The 19,767-nt window shown below is 72.6% G+C and carries 19 protein-coding genes; 7 read left to right on the top strand and 12 right to left on the bottom strand.

Translation table 11 applies throughout. The annotated features are described in order from the left end of the window. Positions 1 to 102 precede the first annotated feature (102 nt). Positions 103 to 612, top strand: coding sequence for a GAF domain-containing protein (locus tag OHA21_RS49835; protein WP_328467739.1), 510 nt, complete (start codon positions 103 to 105; stop codon positions 610 to 612). Positions 613 to 626: 14 nt separating this feature from the next. Here OHA21_RS49835 and OHA21_RS49830 read toward each other — a convergent pair whose 3' ends face one another. Next, positions 627 to 1,445, bottom strand: coding sequence for a siderophore-interacting protein (locus OHA21_RS49830; RefSeq protein ID WP_328467737.1), 819 nt, complete (start codon positions 1,443 to 1,445; stop codon positions 627 to 629). Beyond that, positions 1,423 to 2,187 carry a helix-turn-helix transcriptional regulator gene (locus tag OHA21_RS49825; protein ID WP_328467735.1) on the bottom strand — a complete coding sequence of 255 codons (765 nt, stop codon included), beginning with the start codon at positions 2,185 to 2,187 and terminating at the stop codon, positions 1,423 to 1,425. Before OHA21_RS49825 ends, OHA21_RS49830 begins: the two co-directional genes overlap by 23 nt. 102 nt (positions 2,188 to 2,289) lie before the next feature. Between OHA21_RS49825 and OHA21_RS49820 the strand changes: the two genes are divergently transcribed. Next, on the top strand, positions 2,290 to 4,074 hold the full coding sequence (locus OHA21_RS49820) for a siderophore-interacting protein (RefSeq protein ID WP_328467733.1): 1,785 nt from the start codon (positions 2,290 to 2,292) through the stop codon (positions 4,072 to 4,074). Here OHA21_RS49820 and OHA21_RS49815 read toward each other — a convergent pair. Then, positions 4,052 to 4,549: a DUF3592 domain-containing protein gene (locus OHA21_RS49815; protein WP_328467731.1), complete on the bottom strand. Its 498-nt coding sequence runs from the start codon at positions 4,547 to 4,549 to the stop codon at positions 4,052 to 4,054. The genes OHA21_RS49820 and OHA21_RS49815 overlap by 23 nt on opposite strands. 55 nt (positions 4,550 to 4,604) lie before the next feature. Here OHA21_RS49815 and OHA21_RS49810 point away from each other — a divergent pair, with 55 nt between their 5' ends. Then, positions 4,605 to 5,417: an alpha/beta hydrolase gene (locus OHA21_RS49810; RefSeq protein WP_328467729.1), complete on the top strand. Its 813-nt coding sequence runs from the start codon at positions 4,605 to 4,607 to the stop codon at positions 5,415 to 5,417. A 145-nt stretch (positions 5,418 to 5,562) separates the two neighbouring features. On the opposite strand, the gene OHA21_RS49805 is transcribed toward OHA21_RS49810, so the two are convergent. Continuing rightward, entirely contained in the window at positions 5,563 to 6,363 is an 801-nt protein-coding gene (locus OHA21_RS49805; RefSeq protein WP_328479041.1) for a DUF559 domain-containing protein, read from the bottom strand. Between the two features lie 485 nt (positions 6,364 to 6,848). Continuing rightward, entirely contained in the window at positions 6,849 to 7,457 is a 609-nt protein-coding gene (locus OHA21_RS49800; RefSeq protein WP_328467727.1) for an HAD-IA family hydrolase, read from the bottom strand. 387 nt (positions 7,458 to 7,844) lie between these two features. Here OHA21_RS49800 and OHA21_RS49795 point away from each other — a divergent pair, with 387 nt between their 5' ends. Continuing rightward, positions 7,845 to 9,533 (top strand): ABC transporter ATP-binding protein, encoded by a 1,689-nt coding sequence (locus tag OHA21_RS49795; protein WP_328467724.1) that lies wholly within the window; start codon positions 7,845 to 7,847, stop codon positions 9,531 to 9,533. Further along, positions 9,533 to 11,266, top strand: coding sequence for an ABC transporter ATP-binding protein (locus tag OHA21_RS49790; protein WP_442875222.1), 1,734 nt, complete (start codon positions 9,533 to 9,535; stop codon positions 11,264 to 11,266). The genes OHA21_RS49795 and OHA21_RS49790 overlap by 1 nt, the downstream gene beginning before the upstream one ends. On the opposite strand, the gene OHA21_RS49785 is transcribed toward OHA21_RS49790, so the two are convergent. Both OHA21_RS49785 and OHA21_RS49780 read right to left on the bottom strand, forming a co-directional pair. Then, positions 11,263 to 13,722, bottom strand: a complete 2,460-nt coding sequence (locus OHA21_RS49785; RefSeq protein ID WP_328467721.1) for a LuxR C-terminal-related transcriptional regulator — start codon at positions 13,720 to 13,722, stop codon at positions 11,263 to 11,265. The genes OHA21_RS49790 and OHA21_RS49785 overlap by 4 nt on opposite strands. Before the next feature lie 193 nt (positions 13,723 to 13,915). Further along, positions 13,916 to 14,785: a hypothetical protein gene (locus OHA21_RS49780; protein ID WP_328467720.1), complete on the bottom strand. Its 870-nt coding sequence runs from the start codon at positions 14,783 to 14,785 to the stop codon at positions 13,916 to 13,918. Between the two features lie 402 nt (positions 14,786 to 15,187). On the opposite strand from OHA21_RS49780, the gene OHA21_RS49775 reads away from it, so the two are divergent. Next, a complete protein-coding gene (locus OHA21_RS49775) occupies positions 15,188 to 16,456 on the top strand; it encodes a threonine/serine ThrE exporter family protein (RefSeq protein WP_328467719.1) in 1,269 nt (422 codons plus the stop codon). Positions 16,457 to 16,508: 52 nt separating this feature from the next. Then, positions 16,509 to 16,982, top strand: coding sequence for a DUF2231 domain-containing protein (locus OHA21_RS49770; RefSeq protein ID WP_328467717.1), 474 nt, complete (start codon positions 16,509 to 16,511; stop codon positions 16,980 to 16,982). On the opposite strand, the gene OHA21_RS49765 is transcribed toward OHA21_RS49770, so the two are convergent. From OHA21_RS49765 to ppk2, 5 genes are read right to left on the bottom strand one after another with little or no spacing between them, the layout of a single operon-like run. Beyond that, positions 16,973 to 17,509, bottom strand: a complete 537-nt coding sequence (locus OHA21_RS49765) for an HdeD family acid-resistance protein (protein WP_328467715.1) — start codon at positions 17,507 to 17,509, stop codon at positions 16,973 to 16,975. The genes OHA21_RS49770 and OHA21_RS49765 overlap by 10 nt on opposite strands. Positions 17,510 to 17,531: 22 nt before the next feature. After that, the gene (locus tag OHA21_RS49760) at positions 17,532 to 17,993 is read right to left on the bottom strand and encodes a hypothetical protein (protein ID WP_328467713.1); all 462 of its coding nucleotides are present in this window, start codon (positions 17,991 to 17,993) and stop codon (positions 17,532 to 17,534) included. 11 nt (positions 17,994 to 18,004) lie between these two features. After that, a complete protein-coding gene (locus OHA21_RS49755) occupies positions 18,005 to 18,673 on the bottom strand; it encodes a potassium channel family protein (RefSeq protein ID WP_328467711.1) in 669 nt (222 codons plus the stop codon). A 29-nt stretch (positions 18,674 to 18,702) separates the two neighbouring features. Beyond that, positions 18,703 to 18,951, bottom strand: coding sequence for a hypothetical protein (locus tag OHA21_RS49750; RefSeq protein WP_328467709.1), 249 nt, complete (start codon positions 18,949 to 18,951; stop codon positions 18,703 to 18,705). Between the two features lie 7 nt (positions 18,952 to 18,958). Beyond that, positions 18,959 to 19,744 (bottom strand): polyphosphate kinase 2, encoded by a 786-nt coding sequence (ppk2, locus tag OHA21_RS49745; RefSeq protein WP_328467707.1) that lies wholly within the window; start codon positions 19,742 to 19,744, stop codon positions 18,959 to 18,961. Positions 19,745 to 19,767 lie beyond the last annotated feature (23 nt).

Here is a 19,767-nt window from a genome sequence, read left to right as displayed (position 1 = left end):
GTACCGCCCCGCACCCGGCGACCGGGAGTCTTCATCTCGCCTGCCGGTCTCCCCCGGCGGGTCTCGCCTGCCGGTGACCCCGGCCAGTCGAAAGGATCACCGATGCCCCAGTCAGGTTTCGAGGCCACCACTCTCGACGTGCTGGTCGACACCCGCGCCGAGACGGTCACCAACCTGCTCCAGGCCACCACCCCGGTACGCGACGAGCTGCAGACCGCCGTGCAGGGCCTCGCCGCCCGGCTCGACGTGCCGATCGCCGCGGTGAACCTGGTCCGCGACGACGCCGTCCTGGTCGCCGCCGCCACCGGGCTCAGCGGCTGGGTGGCCGAGACCCGCGCGATCCCGGCCGGCTGGTCGGTCTGCCCGCGGGTGGTGAACCCGGACCGGCCACTGCTCGTCGACGACCTGCACGCCGAGGAGTGGGGCGCGTTCCCGGGGGCGAGCCTGTTCGGGTCGCTCCGCGCCTATGCCGGTGTGCCGCTGCGGGTCGCCGGGTCGGTGGTCGGCACGGTGTGCGCCCTGGCGCCGGCGCCGAACACCTTCGACGACGGCACCGTGACTGTGCTGGAGGACTGGAGCAGCCTGGCCGTACGCCTGCTGCACCGTCCCTGAGAGCAGTTGCCGGATCAGTTGCCGGCGGCGCGCCCGTGCCGCCAGTAACCGATGAAGTCCACGTGGTTCTTCGGCACCCGTTGCTCCTCGACGAGGTGCCGCCGGCCACCGGTGACCAGCGCCGACTCCCCGACCAGGTAGGCGTAGACGCTGCCCTCCCGCGGCGCCGTCTCGCGCAGGCGGCTCAGGGCGAGCCCACCCGGCACCCCACCGTGCCCGTTGCGCGGCACCCACTCGAGCTCGATGCCGGCCGGCACCCGGAAGTCCTGCTTGTCCTCGATCGACGGCAGCTCCACGATGGCCACGCCCTTGGCGTCCTCGGGCAGCGACTCGCAGATGCCGGCCACCGCGGGCAGCCCGGTCTCGTCGGCGACGATCAGCGTCCAGTCGTGCTCGTGCCGCGGGTTGTAGCCGATCCCCTGGTCCAGCAGGCCGACCTGGTCGCCGGCTTTGGCGTTCAGCGCGAACGACGCGGCCGGGCCGCAGCTGCCGTCCTCCTCCAGGTGCACGACGAAGTCCACGTCGAGCTCGCGCGGGTCGTCGCGGAAGGCGCGGACCGTGTAGTTGCGCACCCACGGCCGCTTCGGCTTGGCGGTGGTCAGGTACTGCGCGTACCAGAGGCCGGAAGTGGCGGTCGGCAGCTTCAGGGTGTCCTGGCCCTCCCGCGGCAGGAAGAGCCGGAACCACTGGTCGAAGCCGATCGGGGTGAACCGGTCGAGGCCGGCGCCGCCCAGCGTCACCCGGACCACGTTGGGCGAGATCCGCTCGCTGCCGACCACATCGAGCATGATCACGTGCGGGTCGACCGCTTTACGAATCTTGAAGCTGGCCATCGTGGGGTCCTCCGGGGGAGTTGCGGCGGGCGATGTAGGCGCCCGGCGTCTCACCGAAGTGCCGCCGGAACGCGAGGATGTAACCGTTCGCGCTGGTGAAGCCGACCCGGGCGGCGACCGCGCCGACCAGCATCCCCTTCGCCAGCAGGTCCAGGGAGTGGTTGAGCCGCAGCCGGGTGCGCCACTCGGTGAAGGCCAGCCCGGTCTCGGCGCGGAACGCCCGGCGCAGGCTGGTGGAGCTGGTGTAGTGCTGGGCCGCCCACTCGGTGGCGGTCCGCGGGTCGCCGGGCGCCCCGGCCAGGCAGCGGGCGACGGCCCGGGCGATCGCGCTGCGCGGCTCCGGCAGCGGCAGCCGGCTGCCGCGCAGGCCGGTCAGGACCGCGAACAGCGCGGCGTCACCCAGCTCCTCCACACCGGACCGGGTACGCGCGAGCAGCCGCTCCCGGGCGTGCGAGGTCACCTCCACCGGTGTGGCTTCCCGGTACGGCAGGTCGTGCTCCCACGCGTCGAAGTGCTCGGCGACGATCAGCGCGTCCCGGCTGAACCAGGCGCTGTGCTCGACCTGCGCCGGGATCCAGAGGCCGGTCGTCGAGCCGACCGGGTGCTCGCGGCCGTCCACCGTGACGACGATCCGGCCCAGCGGGACGTAGAGGAACTGGTGCACATCGTGACGGTGCGGCGGATGTCCCCGCTCGGTGAACGGCAGCGCCTCCACCACGTCCCATGTCGCCGTGTCAGTCACGGAGGTAAGGCTACCCTAACCAATCGTCGGCCTGTGCTCCGGAGATGACGAGCCGGTTCCTGCGTTGGATCGGCGGGCGGCACCTTTCTATAGGTTGAGTCCGTGTCCAGCCGAAGCCTGCGTTCCACCGTGACGTTCCCGATCGTGCTGCGGGAGTTGACCGTTCTCCGGGTGACCGACGTCAACGCCGGCACCCGCCGGATCACTGTCGGGGGCCCGCAGCTCGGGGCGTTCCACCGGGACGGGCTGGACCTGCCGGCGCTGCGTTCGGAAGGCTTCGACGACCACGTCAAACTCTTCTTCGCCGCGCCGGGCGCCGACCGGCCGGTCCTGCCGCGCCAGGGAGTGGCCAGTCTGGACTGGTCGGTCGAGGCCCGGCCGATCGCCAAGGACTACACGCCGCACCGGGTCACGCCCACCGAGATGGACCTCGACTTCGTCCGGCACGGCAGCGGACCGGCCGCGACCTGGGCGGAGAACGCCCGGCCCGGTGACCCGCTGTGGATCGCCGGCCCGAAGATGTCGCTGAGCCACCCGGCCGGCGCCGACTTCATCCTCGCGGCCGGCGACGAGACCGCGCTCCCGGCGATCCGCCGCTGGCTGTGGGAGATGCCGGCCGGCACCAAGGCCCGGGTCTTCATCGAGATCGCCGACGACGGCCGCCGCCAGGAGCTGGCCACCGCGGCGGACGCCGAGATCACCTGGCTGGTCGCGGGCACCCGGTCGCTGGCCGAGGCGGTCAGCACGATGCCCTGGCCGGACGGGACGGTCTTCGCCTGGGTGGCCGGTGAGGCGGGGGCGATCAAGCCGCTGCGCCGCTACCTGCGGGTGGAACGCGGGTTGCCGCCGGAACAGGTGGAGATCACCGGGTACTGGAAGCAGACCGCTCCGGTCACCGCCGCGGACGAGGAGGACGACGCCCACGAGCGTCTCCACGAACTGACCGAGCTCGCCCCGGCCCTGGTGCTGCGCGCGGCGGTCACGCTCGGCCTGATCGAACTGGTCAACCTCGGCGCGGACACCGCCGACCTGCTGGCCCGGGAGACCGGCGCCGATCCGGACACCCTGCGCCTGCTGCTCAGCTACCTGGCCGGGCTCGACGTGCTCACCGTCGACGGGGACGGGCGCTACACGCTCGGCGAACTCGGTGACGAACTCCTCGAGGACGCCGACTGGTACCACCTGGACGGCGCCGAAGCCGCCCTCGACCTGTCACTGCTCGGCCTGGTGCAGACAGCCCGCACCGGACGGCCGGCCACACCGCTGCGGGCCACGTTCGAGAGCGACAGCGGGCTCGGCGGTGCGGCGCGGGCCGGCATCGAGGACGCGGCCCGGTGGGTGGTGCCGACACTGATCGGTGGGCACGACTGGTCGGGCGTACGCGCGGTCGCGGCCGCCGGGCACGGTGCGGGAGTCACGGTGAACGGGCTCGCGAAGGCGTACCCGGACATCGAACTCAGCGTGGCGGCGCCGCCGTCGGCGCTGGGCGTGCTCCGCGACCAGATCCTCGACGCCGGTGTGGCCGCCCGCGCCGAACTGGTGCCCACCTCCGGAGCGATCCCGGTCCGGGAAGGCGCCACCCACCTGCTGGTGCGCGCGCTGGAATGGCTGCCCGACGACGACGCCCGGCACGTGCTGACCGAGTTTGCCGCGGCCCTGCCGGCCGGCGCCGAAGTCGTGCTGGTCGAGGAGTGCCGGCCGGCCGGCGACACCGACCTCGAAGAACTCGAGTACGACCTCAAGATGCGCTGCGCCTTCGGCAGCGGGCGGCGCACCCCCGAACGCATCGCCGAACTGCTCACCGCCGCCGGCCTGCACATCGTCCGGACCGTCGACATCGGCTGGTCACATCACCTCTGGCAGCTCACCGCCGGCGCTTCTTCTTGAGCCTGCGCCGTACCGACCGGGACGCGCCCGGATAACCGCGCGGCTTCAGAATCGGAGGCTGCTCCCCCGGCTCGTTCCACAGGCGCCGCGCCAGCAGGAACGCGCCCAGCGCGGGCAGGCTGCCCAGGCTCGTTGCGAGCAGATAGCCGCCCCAGTTGTCCCGGACCCAGCCCTTCATCGCCACATCGCTGGGCTCGTCCTCGTCGACGTAGATCTCGACCAGGTCACCGCGCCGCGGATCCCCGAACACCCGCTCCGTCGACGCCTGATAGGGCGCACCGTCCCACCGGAACGACAGGTCATACCTGGCCCCGCCGTTACGGTCCAGGTAGAAGACCCGCTGAACGACGGCCGTCGTCTCGACCCCGTTGGTCCGGTAGAGCACGGCAGTTCCCACATCCACCAGCGCCTTGCCCCAGATCGCCAACGAGATCAGCGCGAGAATGGGGATACAGAGAATCAGCCGCCAGTCCACCTGATCATCGTGACAGGTACGCGCATCAATACAGTTCTCGGCGGACAATCATGGGATGAACCGGAGGATGCTGGTGCGCGGTGCTCTGGTCGTACCCCTCGCTCTGGTGTTGATCCTGACCCTGGCCTGGGCCCTGCAGCGCAAGCTGATCTACTTCCCGGACCGCGCGGCGCCGCCGCAAGCGGCCGGCGCGAGCAGCATCACCCTGCGCACCTCGGACGGGCTGCGGCTGAGCGCCTGGCTGATCAAACCCCCGCCGGGTACGCCGGACCGGCGCCGCGCCATCCTCGTGGCACCGGGAAATGCCGGCAATCGGTACGGGCGTGAGCCGCTCGGCGCCGCGCTCGCCGGCCTCGGGCTGACCGTGCTGCTGCTCGACTACCGCGGCTACGGCGGCAACCCGGGATCGCCCAGCGAAAAAGGCCTCGGGCGGGACGCGCTCGCGGCGCACGCCTATCTGACGTCGCAGGTGGGGCTGCCGATCCTCTACTACGGCGAGAGCCTGGGCGCCGCGGTCGTGACCGCCCTGGCAGTGCAGCATCCGCCGGCCGGGCTGGTGCTGCGCTCGCCGTTCACGTCGCTCGCCGCAGCCGGGCGCGAGCATTATCCGTTCCTGCCGGTCGGGTGGCTGCTGCGCGACCGCTTCCCGGTGTTGTCACTGATCGCCCGGGTGAACGCCCCGACAGCCGTCATCTACGGCACCGCCGACACCGTCGTCCCGGCCGCCCAGAGCGCAGCGGTCGCAGTCCGCGCCGCCGGCCTGGTCGCCGAGGTGCCGATCCACGGCGCCGACCACAACGACCGCGTCTTCTCGGACGGGCCCCAACTGCTCGCCGCCGTCGCTGCCGTCGCCGACTCCCCACCCTGACCCGGCGTCGCCTCTACCCCGGAAGCCGCACTCACCGTCAGCCCGACCACCCCGGCTGACCGCCAGCGCTGCCTCCCGGCACCGGAAGCCGCACTCACCGTCAGCTTGCCGAGTCGGCTGACCGCTAGTGCTGCATCGCGGCGTCTCAGCGCAGGCGGGACAGCTCGGTCACGACGGTTGCGGCGGTGACCTGCGGGTTGCGGAGCACGTCGTCGGCGGTGAAACGCAGCACTGTCCAGCCGGCCATGCGCAACCTGTTGACCCGGCTGACGTCACGGCGGTACTGGTCACGCTCGCGGTGGTGATCCCCCTCGTACTCGACCGCCAGCCGCGCCGCCGGCCACGCCAGGTCGACTCGGGCGATGAGTTCGTCGCGGTGATCGCGTACCTCGAACTGGGGTATCCCCGGCGGAACGCCCTCATCGTGAAGTACGAGCCGCAGACGTGTCTCCATCGGTGACTCCGCTCGGCCGTCCGCCAGGCGAAGGATCTCGTTGAGCTGCGCGATGCCCGGCCACCGATGGCGTTGCCGGGCCAACTCGCTGACCGACCCGAGATCCAGCGTTTCCGCGCGGAGCATGGCGTCCAGCACAGCCAACGCACCGCTCCGCCGGAGACGACGGCCCAGGTCGAACGCCGTACGCTCCGGTGTCGTCACCGGGAGATCACCTATCGATGTGACGTCAGCCTCGTCGATGACGGTGAAATGTGCGGCGATTCGGGAGACGCGGTTGACTCGCCGGTCCCCGGGTGTCACCACTGATACCGGCGTATCGGGGCGAAGAAGGTCGACTCCCCAGAGGTAGGCGGCGCTGAGTCCGCCGATCGCTGCACCGCTCGGGAGGGTCAGGCTGACGGCCGCGCACCAGAGCCGGTGATCGACGGCCACTCCACGGTGGGCGTAGACGTCGGGAAGCAGTCGTCGCCAGGCGCGGCCTCGAAGCATTCCTGCGGTGAGCAGGCCTTCCGCGATCGCGGAGGAGCCACGGAACGGCTGCCGGGACAGGGCTTCGGGTACATGCGGGTGTGCGGGCATCGGGCCACCATCGCTGCTTCGGCGGCGCGAGGCTTCAAGGGCTGTGGACAGACCAGCATTGTGGATAACCGGCTGACGGCCGGCGCAGCATCGTCGGCCTTCGTGGGCAGCCGAACACCACAGCTGACAGCCGGTGCGGCATCACGACAGTGGGCGTCAGCCCGACCACCCGGCTGACCGCCAGCGCTGCATCACAGCCGGGGAAGCAACACTGACCGTCAGCCCGCCGAACCGGCTGACCGCCAGCGCTGCATCACAGCCGGGGAAGCAACACTCACCGTCAGCCCGCCGAACCGGCTGACCGCCAGCGCTGCATCACGGCCCAGGAAGCAGCGCTGAGCGTCAGCCCGGATGGGCGGCAGGACTTTGTTGCCGGGGAAGGCGTGGTTGGAGGGTTAGATCAGGCGGGCTAGGTCGGAGAGGGAGGTCAAAGGGAGGTCGGCGGGGGTGCCTCGTAGGCCGGCGGTGTGGGCACCGGCGGCTCGGCCGGCCTGGACGCCTACTGGGGCGTCTTCGACTACCAGGCAGCGGGTGGGGGCGACGCCCAGCGCGGCGGCGGCGTGCAGGTAGCCGTCGGGGGCGGGCTTGCCTTCGGCGATGTCGTCGATCGTGACGAGCAGGGGTGGGGTGATGCCGGCGGCGCCGAGGCGGGCGTGGGCGAGGCGTACGTCGGCGCTGGTCACCACGGCCCAGGGCAGGGATCTGGCGGTTAGGGCTGCGAGCAGCTCAAGAGCGCCGGGGGCGGCGGTGACGTCGGCGAGGTCGTCGTACTGGAGGTCGAGTTGGCGGGCGGCCGCGACGGCGATGGTGTCGTCGTCAGCGCCGGGCAGGAAGTGGCGGGCGGTGGTGTGGGACGGGGCGCCGTGTGCGACGGCCAGGACCGCGTCGGCATCCACGCCGTGTTCGAGAGCCCAGGTGCGCCAGGCGCGTTCCACGGCTGCATGGGATTCGACCAGTGTGCCGTCCATGTCGAGCAGGACGGCGTCGATCTTCGACAGGTCCACGAGCACCTCCCCCAATAAAGTCCTCCGGAGAGCATAATCCGCCGACGGCCGTTCCTACGGTGTTGGTTAGGCTTACCTCACTTCAGGCGGTGGGTGCCGGGCGGGTTCGCCCAGAGCCTCCTGCGTGCGACGACGCCGGCGATGGGGGCGGGTGACCTCGTCCTGAACCGCCTGCGCGCGACGGCGCCGCGGGAAGGCAGGGAGCGAGACGGCGCCGCGGAGAGGCAAGAGAACGAGACGGCGCCGCGGGAGAGCCGAAAGAGAGACAGCGCCGCGGGAAGGCCGAGAGTGAGACGGCGCCGCGGGACGGCAGGGAGCGAGACGGCGCCGCGGGTGGGCCGGGAGCGAGACGGCGCCGCGGGACGGCGGGGAGTGAGAGGGAAGGCATTGAGCGATCGACTCCTGCGGCAAGCGCTGCGCAGGCAACGGGCGCGGCTGGCCGGCGGGGTGGCGCTGCTCTGCCTGCATCAGGCGACCGAGGCGATGGTTCCGGTGGCGATCGGTGTGATCATCGACCGGGCGGTCGCCACCTCGGACACCGGCGCGCTGCTGGTCTCGCTGGCCGGGCTGGCTGCGCTTTTCGCCGTCCTGGCGTTCGCCTGGCGGACAGGGGCGCGGCTCTCGTTCGGCGCGGCCGAGCATGAGGCGCACTGGGCGCGGGTCCGGATCGCTGAGCGGGCCCTCGACCCGCGCGGGCACCGGAGCGGGCTGCGCAACGGCGAGCTGTTGAGCATCGCCGCGCAGGACGCCGACCAGAGTGTGGAGGCGATCCGGGCGGCGGGGATGGCGGCTGCGGCGTGTACCGCGCTGATCGTCTCCGCGGTCGCTCTGCTGGTCGTCAATCTGCCGTTGGGGATCGGGGTGCTGCTCGCCGTACCCCTGGTGTTGTCGGGTCTGCAACGCCTTGCGCCGCTGCTCACCCGCCGCGCTGATGCCCAGCAGGAGGCCCTCGCGGCCACCACCGCCCTGGCGGTGGACCTGGTTTCCGGGCTGCGGGTGCTGCGTGGCATCGGCGCGCAGCACCACGCGGCCGGCCGCTATGCGGTCGCGAGCCGGCGCGCGCTCACCGACACGCTGCGTGCCGCCAACACGAAGGGTGTGCACCTCGGGCTGACCACCGCGGTGAACGGGCTGCTGCTCGCGGCCATCACCGGGGTCGCCGGCTGGCTCGCGCTGGAGGGCCGGATCACCGTGGGTGAGCTGGTCGCGGTGGTCGGGCTGGCGCAGTTCATCGCCGAGCCGGTGCAGACGCTCGGCTGGTGCGTGCAGATGTTCGCGACTGCCCGGGCCTCGGCCCGGCGGATCAGCCGGGTGCTGGATGCGGCGCCGGCGGTGCGGCCGGGCGAGGCGGGCACGCCGCCGCCGGCTGTGGAGCGGGTCGTTCTCGACGAGGTCGGGTACGGCACGCTGGGCGGCCTGGATCTGCGGGTCGCGGCCGGTGAGGTGGTGGGGGTGCTGGCGTACGACCCACGCGACGCCGAAGCCCTGCTGGCGCTGCTCGCCGGAACCGTGCCGCGCGAGGAGTACCGGGGTTCGGTCCGGATCGACGGCGCCCCGGCGGAGACGCTGGACCTGGCCGCCGCCCGCGGCGTGGTGCTGGTCGAGAAGCACGACGTGACCCTCTTCGAGGGCACGTTGCGCACCAACCTGGCCGCCGGCGCCGCCCCGGACGACCACGGTCTGCTGGCCGCCGCCCGGGTGGCCGCCGCCGAGGACGTGCTGGACGGGCATCCGGACGGGCTCGACCAGGTGCTCATCGAGCGCGGCGCGAACCTCTCCGGCGGGCAGCGGCAGCGGGTCGCGCTGGCCCGGGCGGTCGCCGCCGCCCCGCCGGTGCTGGTGCTGCACGACCCGACGACCGCGGTGGACGCGGTCACCGAGGCGCTGATCGCCGAACGGCTCACCGCGGTACGCCGGCAGCCGCCCCTGGCCACGCTGGTGGTGACCAGCAGTCCCGCCCTGCTGCGGGCGGTGAGCCGGGTGGTCGTGCTCGACGCCGGCCGGGTCGGCGCGGAGGGCACGCACGAGCACCTGGTCGCGACCGAACCCCGCTACCGGGAGGTGGTGCTCCGATGATGCGGCTGCCCACCGCGAGCCCACGGGAGACGTGGGCCGCCACGCGCGCCGAGTTCGCCCGGCTGCCCGGGCTCAGCGCCGCCGCGGTCGCCCTGCTGGTCGGTGCCGCGGCGACCGGGCTGGTCGCGCCGTGGGTGCTCGGCCGCCTGGTGGACGACGTGATCGACGGCACCGGCACCACCCGGGTGCTGGGCTGGGTCGCGGTGATCGCCGCGGCGGCGGTGATCGGTGGCCTGCTGACCGCGGCGGGTGCGGCGGTCGCGGCCCGGCTCGGCGAGACCGTGCTGGCCCGGCTGCGCGAGCGGGTCGTCGACCGGGCGCTGCACCTGCCGTCGGCCACCCTGGAGAAGACCGGGACCGGGGACCTGGTGGCGCGTACCGGGGACGACGTCGCGGTGGTGGCCGGTGCGATCACCGGCGGCGGGCCGCTGCTGGTCGGGGCCCTGTTGTCGGTGGTCCTCACGGCTGCCGGGCTGTTCGCCCTGGACTGGCGGCTCGGGCTCGCCGGTCTGGCGGCCGCACCGGGGTACGCGCTGGCTCTGCGCTGGTATCTGCCGCGGTCGGTGCCGTACTACGCGCGGGAGCGGATCGCTTCCGGGGAACGGGCGCAGGCGCTGGCCGGTGCGTTGCAGGGGGCGGCGACGGTTCGGGCGTACCGGATCGAGGAAACGCACGTGGCCCATGTCGCCGAACGCTCGGTGACCACCCGCGACCTGGCGCTGGACGTGTTCCGGATCTACACCCGGTTCACCTCGCGGGTGAACCGGGCCGAGCTGATCGGGCTCTCGGCCGTGCTGGTCGTCGGGTTCCTGCTGGTCCGCGACCAGCTGGCCACGGTCGGCGCGGCCACCTCGGCGGCGCTCTACTTCCACCGGCTGTTCAACCCGATCGGCATGCTGCTGTTCGAGGCGGACACCGTGCTGCAGGCCGGGGCCAGCCTGGCCCGGCTGGTCGGGGTGGCCAACCTGCCGGATCGGCCGCGGGTCGAGGGAGCGGACCCGATCGGGCCCGGGACGCTCGAGGTGGTGGTCCGCAAGCACCGGTACGACGACGGGCCGGTGGTGCTCGCCGACGTCGTCCTGCGCCTGGAGCCGGGGGCACGGGTCGCCCTGGTCGGGGCCAGCGGGGCGGGCAAGACCACCCTCGCCGCCATCGCCGCCGGCATCGTGAACCCGACCGACGGCGAGGTACGCCTGGACGGCGTACTCCTCGGTGCGCTCGGCGAGGAACGGACCCGGCGGCGGATCGCGCTGATCAGCCAGGAGGTGCACGTCTTCGCCGGCACGCTCGCCGACGACCTGCGGCTGGCCCGGCCCGGCGCGAGTGACGACGAGCTGCTGGCCGCGCTCGGCCTGGTCGGCGCCACCGGCTGGTTCATTGCCCTGCCGGACGGTCTGGAGACGCACGTCGGCGAAGGCGGTCACCGCCTCACCGCGGCGCAGGCCCAGCAGCTCGCCCTGGCCCGGCTGGTGCTGGCCGGCCCGGAGGTCGCCGTCCTGGACGAGGCCACCGCGGAGGCGGGCAGTGCGGGCGCCCGGGACCTGGAAAGGGCGGCTGGTGCGGCCACCGCGGGCCGGACCACACTGATCGTGGCGCACCGCCTCACCCAGGCGGCCACCGCGGACCGGGTGCTGGTGCTCGACCACGGCCGGGTCGTCGAGGAGGGCTCGCCGGAGGAGCTGATGCGGGCCGGCGGCCGGTACGCCGAGCTGTGGGCGGCCTGGAGTCCCTAGAGAAGCCCGAGGCGGTGGGCGTTGTCCACCGCCTCCCGGCGCCGGGCCGCTCCGAGCTTGCGGTAGATGGCCCGCATGTGGGCCTTCACCGTGTTCACCGAGACGCCCAGGTTGCCGGCGATCTCCTGCGCGGTGAGCACGCTCGGCAGGAACCGGAGGACCTCGCTCTCCCGCTCGCTGAGCGGATCGGCGAGCACCTTGGCCGGGCTCTGCGGGCGGTGTTCCGACGCTGCTTCGGGCCGGCGCGGGTGCAGCCGGCGGAACGGCCGGCGGATCCCGTCCGCCTCGGCCAGCGCGGCGGCCCGGTCGATCGCGTCGTCCTTCTCCCCGCGGGTCTCGGCGAGCAGACCGAGGCTGATCAGCGCCTGCACCGCCGCGATCCGGTCCGGTCCGGCGGCGGCCCGGGTCAGCAGCTGCTCGCCGGCGGCGAGGTGGCCGAGTTCGGCCAGTGCCCGGCCGAACACGGCCTGCTCGGCGGGGTTCGGCGCCCGCCGGGACCGGTAGCGGGCCGCCACCTTGGCCGGGGCGCCGAGCGCCAGATCGATCTCGCTCTCCACCAGATCCAGCCACCGCCGCAGGAACGGGGCGTCCAGCGAGTCGACGCCGTCCTGCCGGACCTGTCGCAGGTAGAGCCGGGCCGCGGCCGGATCGTCGGCGGCCAGCAGCAGGTGGACCAGCACCGCCGACCCGACCACGGCGAGCGCGGCCTCCGGCGGATTGGCGTCGACGTGCAGCGCGCTGCGGAGCACGGCCTGCGCCTCGGGGATCCGGTCCCGTTCCAGCTCGACCAGGGCGAGCGCCAGATGCGCGGCCGCGGCCTGCGCCGTGGTGACCAGCCCCAGCCGGTCGGCGAGACCGCACGCCGCGAGCGCGTGTTCCTCGGCTTCGCCGAGCGCTCCGCGGAAGAACGCCAGCAGGGCGAGATGCCCCTGCGCGTTGAGCTCGACCAGCTCCAGGCCGGTCGCGCGGGACGCCCGCAGACCGGACCACAGATAGCGTTCGGCCTGACCGGGGCGGTCGGTCCAGAGCAGGCCGACGCCCTTGTTGGCGACCGCGATGGCCCGGAACTGGAGCAGCAGCGGGATCTGCGTGCTGTCGGCTGCGCGCAGCCGCGCCAGCACCGCCGTGGTGGCCGTGACCAGGGCCGGCATCTGACCGCGGATCCGGATGACGGTGGGCGCCTCCAGGCAGTCCAGGGCCATGTCGACGGGCAGCCGCTGCTCCGGTGACCGGCCGGCGAGCATTGTCCGGGCCCGACCGATCAGCTCGGGTATCGCCAGGTAGTCACCGGTGACCAGCATCAGCAGCGCGGCGCAGAGGGACAGCTCGGCGGTGGTGGCGAACAGCTCCGGCGGGATGCGCTGCACGGCGTCGACCACGAGCCGACGCTGGGTGGAGACGATCCGGGTCACCGCCAGGGTGGCGACCAGCTCGCCCAGGTACTCCCAGTCGGCGGCCTCGGCGGCGTGCCAGAGCGCTTCGGGGACCATCTGCTCGTGGGCGTACCAGCGGGCGGCGGCCGCGTGCAGCCGGCCGACGTCCTCCGGCGTCTCCAGCTCCAGGCGCCGCCGCAGCATCCCGCGCAGCTGGCCGTGCGCACGGAACCACCGCTGATCCTCCTCGCGGCCGGTCACGAACCCGAGGCCGCGCTCCAGCCCGTCGAGGATCCGCCGGCTGTCCACCGTGCCGGAGAGCCGGTCGGCGAGAGCCGGGGTCATCGCGTCCACGATGCTGGTGCGCAGCAGGAAACGGCGTATCGAGGCGGGCTGGACGGCGACGACCTCACGCCACAGGTAGTCGTCGACGGCGTCCGGCCCGGAGTTCTCGGCGTCCAGCCGCAGCCCCAGCGGCCAGCCCTCGCCAGCGGCCGGGTCGGCGCCACCGTAAAGGTCGGCCAGGGCCGCGGCTTCGCCGGCGTCGAACCGCAGATCATCCACGCCCAGCCTGGTCACGCGGCCGACGGCAGCCGGGTGGTCCAGCTGCAGCTCAGGCTCGGTACGGGTGAGCAGCACCAGCCGCAGGCCGGGCGGAGGATCGGTCACGACGGCGGCCAGGGCGTCCATCGCCGGTGTGCCGTCCAGGACGTGCAGGTCGTCGAGGACCAGCACCACGGGTTCGCGGGACTGATCGAAAACGGACCATAGCTGGGGAAGTAGAGGATCGAGCCGGGGAAGTAGCGAACCGGCCGCGGGCAGCGCGAGTCCGGCGGCCCGCAGGGCTGCGGCGAGACCGCCGGAGAGCTCCGCGACCCCGGTGTGCCGGTGCCGGACGGTGAGCCAGGCGATCCGGTCCGGCTCGGGGCGCTGCGCCGCCCAGGCCGCCACGAGCGCCGTCTTCCCCCAGCCGGGACCGGCCCTGAGCAGGGTGACCGCCCGTTGCGCACCCAGGTCGAGCGCGGCGTGCAGCCGGGGTCGCGGCAGGTGCGGTTGCGGTACCGCGGGCCGCCCGGAACCCACCGCGAGATAGTCCGCGGGGGCTCGGGGGTCAGGGGCACTCACAGTCGAATCACCCGCGATCACTGTCGGAACGACCAGCGGCGGTGCGCAGTTGCCGCACCTCACCGGCCGAAGCTACGCGCAACCCGCGTATCCCACCGCTCACTGGCGGAAACGCGACAGCTGATCATAAAGGATCAGGCGGTGATTCCCGTCATGCCGGATAAGGAGCCGGTCCGGGATCCGGCGGCGGCACGGTTCCGGTAGCGGGGCGCGGGGTGAGGATGGCGTTCAACGCGTCCAGGATGCTGTCCACTTGCGGACGCAGCCGGTGCCAGTCCCGGCCGGCGGCGAGCGCCTCGTTCTCCGCGTCGACGGCCGGGACGAGGTCCCGCAGCAGGGCCGCGGCGGTGCCGGCGGAGGCCTGCTGCGCCTCGCCGGTGGACCGCTCGGCCAGGCCCGCCCAGCGGGTGGCCAGATCGATCAGGTCGTCGCGGACCGGGGGCCAGGTGAGGGCCCGCTCGGCGGTGGTCCGGGCGGTGAGCACCGGGGGCAGGCGTACGCCGGTCACGCTCCGGGTTTCGGCAGCCAGCGCGGACGCCTCCGCCGCCCAGACCGCCTCGCGCCGGGAGCGGGTGACCAGCACGATCGCGATGCTGCCGCCGAGCAGCACGAACAGCAGCAGCCAGCCGAGGAAGCCGCTGGAGCCGGTGTCCTCGGAGACCGGTACGGCCGCCGCCGGGCTCTGCGCCGGTTCCGTCGTCTCAGCGGGTTCCTGTGTGGTGCGAGTCGGCTCGGGCTCCTGCGTGGTGCGCGTCGGCTCGGGCTCCTGAGTGGGTTCCTGTGTGGTGCGCGTCGGCTCAGGCTCCTGAGTGGGTTCCTGTGTGGTGCGCGTCGGCTCGGGCTCCTCCGTGCGCTCCGTCGTGCGGGTCTGCTCCGGTGTGCTCCGCTCGGTGCGGTCCAGCGAGACCTCGACCGAGGGCCGGCCCGACGGCAGGGCGATGCCCTCGCCGTCGCCGCTGCACGCCGCCGCTCCGAGGAGCACCGCGACCAGACCGATCAGAACATGCCGACGGGGCGTCATTCCGGTTTCCTCACTCTCGACCCGGGCAGAGGGCCGGCTCGCAGCACCGTCTCGTCCCCCGAGAGACGACGCTGCGAGCCGGCGGGGCCCGGGCGGGACATGCACCGGGCCCGGCCGCTGCGACACCCCGGCTGGTCTCCAGTGCTGACCCCGCCCCCACGGGGGAAGCACTGTGAGCCAGCCGGGCCCGGTGGGGTGGCACCGGGCCCGGGTCGCTGCGGCACCCGGTGTCTCTCAGAACTGTCCAGCCCCCGCAGGGCAGCGCTGGAGATCGACCGGGTCAGGTGACGTCTTGAGTTGTCGATGTGATCACTTTCCCGGCCCCGGCAGGTTCCGGGATCCTTCGTGGCGGATGATTCCGTCGCGTCGCCGAGGCCATAACTTGCTGCGGGAGGAGGGCAGATGACCAAGGCGACCGCCACTGAACGCGAGCTTCTGGAATTCCTGCTCTATCTGGGCAGCGGGCTCACCGCCGCGGGCGAGGCGGTCAACCAGATCCAGGAGCACCTGCTGCGGGTCGCCATCGCGTACGGCGCACCGGACGCCCGGATCAGCGTCTTCCCCACCTTCCTGGTGGTGTCGCTCGCCCCGGGCCGGCCGGTGACCCAGGAGCCCACCAAGCAGCTGGGCGGCGGCCTGCGCCTGGATCAGACGGCCGAGCTCTACCGGCTGCTGCGGACCGCCGAACGCGGCGAGGTCGAACCGGCCGTGGGCAGCCGGCGGGTGCTGGCGGTGGTGGCCATGCGACCGCGTTTCGGCACGCCGGTACGCGTACTCGGGCATGCCGTGCTCACCGTCGGCATCTGCATGATCCTCATACCCACCTGGAGCGACCTGCTGCTGGCCGGGCTCTTCGGGGTGCTGGTCGGGTTCATCAAACTGGCCGGCAACCGCTGGACCAGCCTGCAGATGATCATGCCGGTGATCGCCTCGTTCACGGTCGCCTCGATCACGTTCATGCTGGCCGGCTCGGGGTGGGGCGAGGCCGACCTGCGGGCCATGGTGGCGCCGCTGTGCACGTTTCTGCCCGGCGCCATGCTGACGATGGCGGTGGTGGAGCTCTCGGCGTACGAAATGGTCACCGGAGCGAGCCGCCTGGTGGCCGGCATCCTCCAGCTGACGCTGCTCGCCTTCGGCATCATCGGCGCCGCTCAGGCGGTCGGCGTGCCGCCGCCGGGCGCACCGGCCGACGTCGCCACCAACACGCTGGGCTGGTGGGCGCCCTGGGTGGGCACCGCGGTTGTCGGGCTGGGCAACTACCTGATGCTGGCCGGGCCACCACGCTCGCTGGGCTGGCTCTGCCTGGTGCTCTACGCCGGCTGGACGGCCCAGTACCTGGGCGGCATGGTGCTCGGCGGCTACCTGAGCGGGTTCGCCGGCGCGCTGGCGCTGACCGTGGTGGCGTACCTGGTGGAGCGCGCGCCGTCCGGGCCGCCCGCGCTGGTCTCCTTCCTGCCCGGCTTCTGGCTCCTGGTGCCCGGCGCGCTGACGCTGATCGGGGTGACCGAGTACCTGGGACAGTCCACCGTGCGCGGCGCCGAGGACCTGATCGACGCGGCCGGCTCGATGGTGGCGATCGCTCTCGGAGTCCTGTGCGGGCACCCGCTCTACCGGGCTCTGGCCGGCGCGATGCACTGGAGCATTCGGCGGAATCACCCGGTAGAACGCTGATTCACCCGCCCGGGATGACGTGCCGGCGGGCCGTCCGGTCGAGGCTGGAGGCGTGCAGAGCCGACTCCGTCTCGCCGGCCAGGCGGTGCAGCCGTTGCTGCTGATGTTCCCGCTCGGCCTGTTCGCGATGGCGATCCTCTTCGACCTGGCGACGGTGCTCGGCGCGCCGGACCTGATCGGCACGCTCGCCTACTGGAACGTGGTGGCCGGGCTGGTCGGCGGCCTGGTGGCGGCGCTGCTGGCGGCCGGCTTCGACGCGTTCGGCGCGCGCAGCCCGATGGTCGCCCGGATCGCCTTCATCAGCCTGCTGCTCGACTTCGGGGTGCTGATCCTGTTCGCGGTCCTGACGCTGATGCGCTTCCGCAGCCAGGACCGGGTGATCGACCCGGGGCTGCTGATCGTCGAGCTGGTGGGGCTGGCGGTCGCCGGGTTCGGCGCCTGGTACGGCGGCCGGTTCGGCGACCCGTACGCGCCGATGGTCCGCCTGCAACGCCGGCGGACCATCGGCCGGCAGCGTCAGGCGTAGACCGACGGCCGGGAGCGCAACCCCGCGATGGCGATGAAGGCCAGGCAGATGCCGAGGAAGCAGAGCGTCGTGGCGCCGATGAAGAGGAACGCGGTGAGCCCGATCCCGGGCCAGACCAGCAGGGCGATCGCGGCCAGGATGGCCACCACTCCGAAGGCGATCCGCCAGCCCTTGGCCGAACCCTCGGTGCTGGTCGCCAGGACGATCTCGGCGAACCCGTCGAGCATCCAGCCGATCGCGACGATCAGCAGCAGCAGCGCCACCGAGCCGGCGACGTTGCGCAGGCAGAGGATGCCGACGATGGCGACGAAGACGCCGAAGATGATGCCGAGGACCCGGTTGAGCATCGGGTAGCCGTGTGAGAAGAGCAGTGCCACGGTCCGCGCCAGGCCACCTACCAGCAGGTTCAGGCCGAACAGGAAGCCCACCACCCGCAGGGTGGCCTCCGGCCAGGCGAACGCGAGGATGCCGAGGACGAAGGTCAGCAGGCCGGCGACGAGTTGCACCCAGCTCCAGGTACGGGACATGGCACCACCTCCAGGGTTCACATCAGATGTCGCGCCGGGGAACCGGCGCCTTGGGCAGGTCGTTGAAGGCCGCGGCGAGGTAGGGCCCGACCAGCTCGGTGCGCTCGGTCTCGGTCGCGGTCACCTCGGCCAGGGATCCGTCGGCCAGCCAGAGCCGGACGGCGATCGGGTGCACCCCGCACCGCTTCGCGTCCCGCGGCGGCAGCACGTAGACGCCGACCGGCGAGACCCGGGCGGCCAGCCGGATCGTCCGGTCGAACACCGGCCCGCGCCGGATCACCAGCACGTCGCCGGTCCAGCGCGCCCACATCCGCCGGGACCAGCGCCGGCGCAATCGGCGCCAGTCGCGGGGCGCCCCGCCGGTGGCCCGGAACCGGCACCAGAAGGCCGCACCGCCCTCGGCGAAGGCACGCCGGCCCCGGCGCTCCCGGGCGACAGCGCCGAGCAGCAGCAGGAACGCGAGGAACAACAGGGACCACAACACCGGAACTCCTTTCACCGCCGGCCCTCGCCGGGCGTGTCATCCCCGGTGAGCGCGCCTTCCTTGGCAGGTGCGGCCCAGTTCCGCGGCCGCCAGTTCTCGACCACCTTCGCCACCGCGGTGACCAGGAACAGCTGGCCGATGAGTGCCTCCAGCACGGCGATGCTCTGCGCCGGGTTGGTGGCCGGCACCAGGTCGCCGTAGCCGGTGGTGGTCATCGTGACGAAGCTGAAGAACATGATGTCGGCGAGGGAGCCGTCACCCCGCTCACCGAAGAGCGGGCCGGGCTGGATCGCGGCGATGCACTCGTACGCGAACGCGAACGCCATCCCGATCAGCAGGTACGCGGCGAGCGCCCCGAGCATCGTCTGCCCGTCCACGCCGCGCCGCCGGCGGCCCAGGTCCCGAACGATCGAGAACGGGGCCAGCAGATACAGGGCGCTGGCGGCCAGGAACGTCCAGCCGATCAGCGGAAGGTTCCGGGCGAAGATGTTGAGTCCCGCCGCCACCAGCGCGAGCAGGAAGACCACCCCCGCGACCAGCCGGGTCCCGGCGTGGGCTCCGGACACCCGCAGCGTCTGCCACACCGTGCCGGTCTGCACGAACAGCAGCACCGCCACCATCCAGCGTTCCTCGGTGAGCAGCGCCAGCACGTAGGTGATGACGATCAGGGCCAGCACCATGCCGTACCCACCGCGGGGTTGCGGCGTTCTCAAAGCGACGGCCCCGGCTGGATCTCCGGACCCTCCTCCGCGGGCAGCCGGCGCACCTCGATGAGCCGCAGCCCGAGGCCGTGGATCCGGGAGATCAGGCCGACCACCGCCGACTGGTCGGGCAGCGACCCGTGCAGCACAGTCTCCGGTGGCTCGACGCTGACCGTGAGGTCGCGCAGCTCCGCCAGCACCTCGTCGGGAATCACCCCGGAGACTCTGACCTGGTATGACGCCTCGGGCACGATCATGACCTCCTCACCCGGTGAACCTGCCGCTCCGCTCGCGCTGGGCATCCATCACGGCGATCTCGTCCACGCCGGGCACCACGATCGCGGCGTCCGGTGTGAAGTCGAGGTCGGGATTGCGGCCCTTGTAGTCGACCGCGTTGAGGATGACCTTCATGGTGTTCAGCCGGGCACGCTGTTTGTCGTTGGAGCGGACGATCAGCCACGGAGCGGCCCGGGTGTCGGTGCGATGGAGCATCTCGTACTTGCGGAAGGTGAAGTCGTCCCAGCGGTCCTGGGCCTGCAGGTCGATCTCGCTGAGCTTCCACTGCCGCAGCGGGTCGGTGCGGCGCCGCTCGAAGCGGCGGGCCTGCTCCTCGCGGGTGACGCTGAAGTAGAGCTTCACCAGGACCGTGCCCTGCCGGACCAGATCCTTCTCGAAACCGGTGACGCCGAGCAGGAAGTCGCGGTACTCCTTTGGACTGCAGAAGCCGAAGACCCGCTCGACCATGGCGCGGTTGTACCAGCTCCGGTCGAACAGGACCATCTCGCCGCCGGCCGGGAACTGGGCCACGTAGCGCTGGAAGTACCACTGCGAGCGCTGTTCCTCGGTCGGCCGGCCGAGCGCGACGACCCGGTAGTGCTTCTCGTTCATGAACCGGGTGACCCGGCGGATGCAGCCGCCCTTTCCGGCGGCGTCGCGGCCCTCGAAGAGCACGATCATGCGAAGCTTCTCCCGCTCCAGGTGCCGCTGCAGTTTGAGCAGCTCGACCTGCCAGGGACGCAGCCGGCGTTCCGCCTCCGCCTTGCGGGACATTCGCGCCTCCTTGATTCCGCTGT

This window comes from Actinoplanes sp. NBC_00393 (assembly GCF_036053395.1).
GTDB lineage: Bacteria > Actinomycetota > Actinomycetes > Mycobacteriales > Micromonosporaceae > Actinoplanes.
Note: the sequence above shows the minus strand (reverse complement) of the source record. Positions and strands in the feature narration are given on the sequence as shown.

Excerpts from the sequence above, each read along its gene's own strand:
- OHA21_RS49835 (WP_328467739.1), top strand. The coding sequence starts at position 103 with ATGCCCCAGTCAGGTTTCGAGGCCACCACTCTCGACGTGCTGGTCGAC.
- OHA21_RS49830 (WP_328467737.1), bottom strand. The coding sequence starts at position 1,445 with ATGGCCAGCTTCAAGATTCGTAAAGCGGTCGACCCGCACGTGATCATG.
- OHA21_RS49810 (WP_328467729.1), top strand. The coding sequence starts at position 4,605 with ATGAACCGGAGGATGCTGGTGCGCGGTGCTCTGGTCGTACCCCTCGCT.
- OHA21_RS49805 (WP_328479041.1), bottom strand. The coding sequence starts at position 6,363 with ATGCTTCGAGGCCGCGCCTGGCGACGACTGCTTCCCGACGTCTACGCC.
- OHA21_RS49790 (WP_442875222.1), top strand. The coding sequence starts at position 9,533 with ATGCGGCTGCCCACCGCGAGCCCACGGGAGACGTGGGCCGCCACGCGC.
- OHA21_RS49780 (WP_328467720.1), bottom strand. The coding sequence starts at position 14,785 with ATGACGCCCCGTCGGCATGTTCTGATCGGTCTGGTCGCGGTGCTCCTC.
- OHA21_RS49775 (WP_328467719.1), top strand. The coding sequence starts at position 15,188 with ATGACCAAGGCGACCGCCACTGAACGCGAGCTTCTGGAATTCCTGCTC.
- OHA21_RS49765 (WP_328467715.1), bottom strand. The coding sequence starts at position 17,509 with ATGTCCCGTACCTGGAGCTGGGTGCAACTCGTCGCCGGCCTGCTGACC.
- OHA21_RS49755 (WP_328467711.1), bottom strand. The coding sequence starts at position 18,673 with ATGGTGCTGGCCCTGATCGTCATCACCTACGTGCTGGCGCTGCTCACC.
- OHA21_RS49750 (WP_328467709.1), bottom strand. The coding sequence starts at position 18,951 with ATGATCGTGCCCGAGGCGTCATACCAGGTCAGAGTCTCCGGGGTGATT.
- ppk2 (WP_328467707.1), bottom strand. The coding sequence starts at position 19,744 with ATGTCCCGCAAGGCGGAGGCGGAACGCCGGCTGCGTCCCTGGCAGGTC.